Source organism: Leptolyngbya sp. AN10, from assembly GCF_050565645.1.
Taxonomy (GTDB): Bacteria; Cyanobacteriota; Cyanobacteriia; order Leptolyngbyales; family Leptolyngbyaceae; genus Leptolyngbya.
Genome location: NZ_JBNXVP010000089.1, coordinates 1 through 5,505, shown reverse-complemented (window position 1 = coordinate 5,505; position 5,505 = coordinate 1). Strand labels below are relative to the sequence as shown.

Below are 5,505 nucleotides of genomic sequence, written 5' to 3'. Positions count from 1 at the left end.
GCAGTCTGCAACCAGCTTGTCGATTGGGCAAATTGCATCACCACGGCTGGATTGAGACTGGACACATGGGAGAACTCAAAATTAGACCAGGATTTTCCGCAGGGCAATTGCGCTTCGCTGAGCGCGCGGGCAATCCGAGCTGGGTCGCGACGACTGGCTTCCCCTTCCGCCAAGGCTAGGAGGAATTGAGCGTAGCTCCAATTTTCCTGGGTGGCTCGATGTTCGACCGTTTGCCAATCCGACAGGAAGTGGCGCTCGCTTGAGGCGTTTGAGTATGGTTGTTAGCGTCTCGTAGGGACTCAACTGGAGCGGGTGGTTGGGGTTGGAAGAGTTGGTCATAGCTCGATAGTTCGTGTTGCACTGAAGTCACTTCAGGGACAGGTAAGGTTTTCATGAGGTTGAATTGATGTTGGAGACGATGGAGGGTGAACGTGCCTGCTGCCAGTTCGGTTTTGAGATAGTTCGCCACGTCTACCTCTCGGTCTTGAGTCGCTGCAATGTAGAGCGATTCGACCATCCAACGAGCGGCAGTATCGGGATCAGTGCAGCCTTTCATCTGCTGCCACAGATCGCGCCAGTCCGCATCCGGCAGTAAGTCTTCCTGCCACTGGCAGTGCAGAAATGCTCTGGGTTTTCGACGCAGACTTTCGACGATATGCCGATAGTTGATACAGCGTGCCCGTCGAATCGTTGCACTGCCATGCACATGAAGACGAGGCAGTTCCACAACTTGAGTCGTGCCGACAAAGCCGACAATCCGGTCATGATAGAGATGCAGTGTCAGTTGCTGCCCGATTAAGCGAGACGGGACACTGTAGAGGATGCAGCGCACACTGATAGTACTATGGACACTGACCCGGTGACTTAAAATCTCATAATCGGCAGTGCGATAGTGCGGTAAGCTTTGCAGGGTCGAACGTTCTAGTTCAAACTTCTGAGCGCACTTCGCATTGAGCTTTGCGATGACCGATTCGATGAAGGCTTGATACTGAGCAACTGTCTCAAAATCAAAGCTGCCTCGACGGTACAACGCCTGACACAATCGGCGTTTGAAGTAGCCATGCGACGACTCGATGGAGCCATTTTCGTGTGCGACCCCTGGGTTATTTCGAGTCGGTTGCATTCGGTAGTGGTCACAGATCGCGGCGTACATTCGCGTCAATTGTGGATTGCGTCCTCCGGTATTGCGATATGCCGCACTGAGGCTATCGGTGCGATGCTGCTTGGGCACTCCTCCACAAGCAAACAGCGCATTCTGTAAGCCTTGGGATAAGCCGACAAAGCTCTCCCCGCCTTGAATTACCTGGACATATTGCCAGCCACTAAACGCCAGTCGGTAGTGATACAAAATGTGCTGAAACGCCTGCCCTTTCACGGTTACGGTTACACCCTTGAGGTGCGTAAAGTCAGACAGTCCCATGACTCCCGGTTCATGCTGAATCTTGAACATCACTTCTTTCGGTTGCCCGTGTTGAGCTTTCCAGTCTTTCACCCGTCGTTCTACGGTTCTGATCTTGTCGTCATATTGTCCCGGATGTAGCTCTTGCAGCGTTTCAAACAAGGTGATGGGAGCAAGGCGCGGTTCGCGCTCTAACATCGGCAGCAGAGTTGCCTCCCAATGTCCATCGAGTGGACAGGGGCGAGTCTTCCAATCTCTCGGTCTTCCCCGTTTCGGTCGATGTGTTCCATTGTCAATGCGGCTTGCCGTGCGCCGTGAAATTCCGGCTTTGGCGGACGCGGTTTGTTGGGATTGCCCCTTTTCCTTCGTGTTCATGTACAGTTGAACCTGTTGATATTTTATTGATGCAGGCACTAGGAGTCTTGATTTGCAGTTGGGACGTATCCTAGTGTCTTTTCTTTGAGGGTTTCGTTTGATCAGAATCGATGAATCGAACCTTGCAATCTGATCCGGTTTCCAAATGAGAAGCTGATCTCTTATTTGGAAAGTTTAGGGTGGGCAACGTAATTGTCGGTTGAGCCAATACTATTGTCGCGCCATACCAAGGTTTTGAGATGGCGTACATCCCGCCAGTGGCGGTGTTGACCCAACATGCTAAACACGGCATCATAGAGGCGAGGAGCATTTTCCATAGCAGTAATTTAGTTTGATGTGGTAATCCACTAGATTACGGGATTTTGCTCCTCTCCTCCAGTTTTGTCAGTCAACCAGGCACTCAGAGATATCTATCTCGCTGCGACCAAAGCTGATGCTGAAACTGCTTTCGACCGATTCATCAAGACTTACGAAACCAAGTATCCAAAAACAGTAGAATGCCTCAGCAAAGACCGGTCTGCCTTGCTTGCCTTTTACGATTTCCCGGCAGAGCATTGGATGCACATTCGCCCCTCGAATCCCATCGAATCGACCTTTGCAACCGTGCGCCTCAGAACCGACAAAACGAGAGGTTGTGTCTCACAGTCGAGCATTTTGTCCCTGGTGTTCAAATTGGTGCAGAGCGCCCAAAAGCGATGGCTCAGAATTCAGAAATTTAATCGACTGGCGGAGGTGATTGAAGGAGGCAAATTTACAGATGGAATTCGCATTGAAGAGGAACGCGATCATTTAAACAAGAAAGATGCGGCTTAGTTCTCAAATACACCACATTTGACAATATCTCAAGCTGCCCGAAGAAAATATAAAACTGATCACGTATTTTTGTTTACGGTTGCGCCTTATGGTGGTGTTCCTTTGGTCTATCAATACATCAAGCGAAAACTCGCACCAGATGACATGGACTATGTTCGGGTTCTAACCGTCAAACAGTTAGCAAACTTTCTGAAGAGTCAGGTCGCTGTTGCAAACTCATACAAAAAGAGCAAAATCACAAAACGTTTTCGTGAGTTACTTGGTTATCCCATTCATTTCGCGGTGGAGGGCTTTCAGAAAGATCTGTTTTCCAAACAGTCCAAAAAAGGTAAGAAATAGCCTCAAGAAATTTCTGTTTGTAGCGTCTCAACAAGCCAGAATTAAGAGTTTTACGATCGCCGTACAATGGGATCAGTGTCTCCGTGTTGAAAAGCTATGTCATCCGATTATCAGCAAGACATTCTTCGACTCCGCGATCGCAAGTTGTCACCCAAACAGATCGCTCGTCAATTGGGACTCCGCCCTAGTGAGGTGAGCGCGATTCTTCAAGCCCAGGCTGAACAGGTCACGCAAGAACGGACGGAGCGGGGAGATTTACAACCTTTACGACATTGCTTAATTAATGAAGGCGCGGCTCAAGTTCTGTTAGACAGTCCGCGATCGGAGAAATTTAGTCGGTCTGAAGCTACAGACGATCTGACCGGAAATGGACTGGCGCAGATTTTTGTGACGCGACTGGATCGTAACGTTTTGCTAGTGGGCAGTTACCTCATAGATTATTGGTGTTTGGGGGTGAAGAATTGCTTCGGTCCGCGCAAGTTCGACCAGCGTAAATATGATCATCTTGTTCAGCAGTCCTACGCTGGATTTGAGCAAGATGCACGCGAAATCTCTTTGGAGCAGGCACAGAATATTATTTGGGGATCGGTCGCTTACGCGGCAGGTTTAGGATTTTCACCGCATCCAGATTTTGAAACCGCCAAGACTCATCTGGGCACTTCTAGCCAGATGGATCAGTCGATCGTCTTTGGTCGAGATGGCAAGCCTTTTTATGTCAGCGGTCCCCGCGATCAGCCAACGCGAATTATTGCCACGCTGCGTGAACACGCGGGAGATGGCAATTTTGACTATCTTATTCAGGCTTAGGAAAGATTTTTGTCTATCTGTGCCATGAGCTGCGACACGAACTTTCTTGCAAAATTCTGCTTAATCTGATGTAAGTTTTGTGCCGATCCTCGCATAAAATCGGCTCATGATTATTACAGTGGCAAGCTTTAAGGGAGGAGTGGGAAAGACCACAACCTCGATTCACATCGCGGCATATCTAGCGGCAAAGCGTGGTGCGACCCGCGTGGTTTTGGGCGATGGGGATGTCAATAGATCAGCATTTTCATGGGCTGGTCGCGGAGGCGATCGCGTCCCTTTTCTCGTGACCGATGCTGATAAGCTGGGCGGCTCCAGTTTTGGGATGCTGCTCGATTCTGCGGCGATTTGCCCAAGCGTAGGCGGCATCGTGATGATCGACATAGCAAAGAAGCAGACTGGTGTCGGTGCGGTGAATGATTAAGCGAATGTCCATATTGACGCTAACCGACCAAAAGTTTGGATCTTTGCAGCGATCGAGCTTATGAAATCGCATTCCGGGACTTGCCGGATTGAGTTGCAGATCAAATGCGGTGGTTTTGAAGGCTTTTTGCTCTTGTCCGGTGAGTTTACTGAGGCTGTCGGTGAAGGTGTCGGCAATACGAAATTCCATTAGTCTGGGAGAAGAGGAGTAATTGATTGCAACAGGGCAGGAATGCTGGATTGGAGTGTAAGCCAAACTCGTTCAACATCAACGCCTTCGTAATCGTGGATCAGTTTGTCTCGCATTCCAGCCATTGCTGACCAAGGAATATCAGGATGTTGGCTGCGAAATTCTGGAGAAAGGCGTTTTACGGCTTCGCCCAAAATCGCGATTTGGTACAAAACGGCTGATTGAGTTTTACGATCGACTTCAAATTCTTGCTGATTCATCTCGGCAACAAATTCGATGGCAAGCTGTGCCGAATTGAGAATGTCTAATAACCCAAGTTGCGGGTTAGGCAAGCCAGAGAAGCATTGTATGGATGAGCGCAGAGAAACGGCGCAGCCATCGCTGCGCTTCTGCTCTACTAAGTGGCTCTGTACGTGCTAGGAAATGAAAGCAGAGTCAAGTGTCACGGTGAAGATGAAAGTCGCCAGTTTGAGCAGAAATCCATCCAGCGTCACGGCATGAATCGACTTGGGAAAGCGCAGTGTGATTTGGCTGAAAACCGTTTCAATCGGATGGCGAGTCATTTGTTTGATGTACGCCAAAGCTGGTGAATCGGGACGAGTGGAATTGCGCTTGCGAGCAATCTGTAAAACAATGCCATCGGTGTCACGCAAGGCATCTTCAGCTTGATAGTCGGTGTAAGCGGCATCGCCGTAGACCTCAGCATTCTCAGGTAGCGATAACGGCAAGGCATTCAGTCCGCGCACATCGTTGGCTTCACCAGGAAGAAAGGCGAACTCAACCGGAACGCCCGCACTTGTGGCAAGCAGTTGAACGCGAATGCCATAGAAATAGCGTTTTTTGGAGGCAATATAGCCGCGATAATCTTCAGATCGGACTAATCGAACTTGTGGAATCCGAATGTTATCGCAGATGGGAACTGGGGCATGAATCCAACAAGTATTCAGTGGTTGGATTGATCGACTTGAGAACACTGCCCAAATAGTCAAACACATCCAGTAACGGCAGAAACAAGCGATGCAAGCGACGATTGAACCGCGACTTGTCCAACATCTTCGGGATCAACCCTTGCTCTTTGAGATACTGCTGAGACAGGCAATGATTGCCGCCGAAAAATCGGGCAGCAACCAGGGCAGTGGTGATCACCTCCGCATCGCTCATC

Annotated in this window: 5 protein-coding genes and 3 pseudogenes; 4 read left to right on the top strand and 4 right to left on the bottom strand. The window is 49.6% G+C overall.

Features of this window, described 5'->3' with window-relative positions:
* Both ACQ4M5_RS41510 and istA read right to left on the bottom strand, forming a co-directional pair.
* On the bottom strand, window positions 1-245 hold a 245-nt coding region (locus ACQ4M5_RS41510; protein ID WP_430681653.1), incomplete at its 3' end, for an ATP-binding protein.
* 76 nt (window positions 246-321) lie between these two features.
* Window positions 322-1,813 (bottom strand): annotated as a pseudogene (gene istA, locus ACQ4M5_RS41505) (IS21 family transposase); the annotation flags it as partial.
* 357 nt (window positions 1,814-2,170) lie between these two features.
* On the opposite strand from istA, the pseudogene ACQ4M5_RS41500 reads away from it, so the two are divergent.
* From ACQ4M5_RS41500 to ACQ4M5_RS41485, 4 genes and pseudogenes are all read left to right on the top strand, one after another.
* Window positions 2,171-2,587, top strand: a pseudogene (locus tag ACQ4M5_RS41500) (transposase); the annotation flags it as partial.
* Between the two features lie 69 nt (window positions 2,588-2,656).
* Window positions 2,657-2,926, top strand: a complete 270-nt coding sequence (locus ACQ4M5_RS41495) for a hypothetical protein (RefSeq protein WP_430681652.1) — start codon at window positions 2,657-2,659, stop codon at window positions 2,924-2,926.
* Between the two features lie 96 nt (window positions 2,927-3,022).
* Window positions 3,023-3,733 (top strand): hypothetical protein, encoded by a 711-nt coding sequence (locus ACQ4M5_RS41490; protein WP_430681651.1) that lies wholly within the window; start codon window positions 3,023-3,025, stop codon window positions 3,731-3,733.
* 106 nt (window positions 3,734-3,839) lie between these two features.
* On the top strand, window positions 3,840-4,154 hold the full coding sequence (locus ACQ4M5_RS41485) for a ParA family protein (RefSeq protein ID WP_430681650.1): 315 nt from the start codon (window positions 3,840-3,842) through the stop codon (window positions 4,152-4,154).
* Between the two features lie 188 nt (window positions 4,155-4,342).
* Here ACQ4M5_RS41485 and ACQ4M5_RS41480 read toward each other — a convergent pair whose 3' ends face one another.
* Together ACQ4M5_RS41480 and ACQ4M5_RS41475 are read right to left on the bottom strand one after the other, a co-directional pair.
* Window positions 4,343-4,675: a HepT-like ribonuclease domain-containing protein gene (locus tag ACQ4M5_RS41480; RefSeq protein WP_430681649.1), complete on the bottom strand. Its 333-nt coding sequence runs from the start codon at window positions 4,673-4,675 to the stop codon at window positions 4,343-4,345.
* 84 nt (window positions 4,676-4,759) lie between these two features.
* Window positions 4,760-5,505, bottom strand: a pseudogene (locus ACQ4M5_RS41475) (IS982 family transposase); the annotation flags it as partial.

Excerpts from the sequence above, each read along its gene's own strand:
- ACQ4M5_RS41490 (WP_430681651.1), top strand. The coding sequence starts at position 3,023 with ATGTCATCCGATTATCAGCAAGACATTCTTCGACTCCGCGATCGCAAG.
- ACQ4M5_RS41485 (WP_430681650.1), top strand. The coding sequence starts at position 3,840 with ATGATTATTACAGTGGCAAGCTTTAAGGGAGGAGTGGGAAAGACCACA.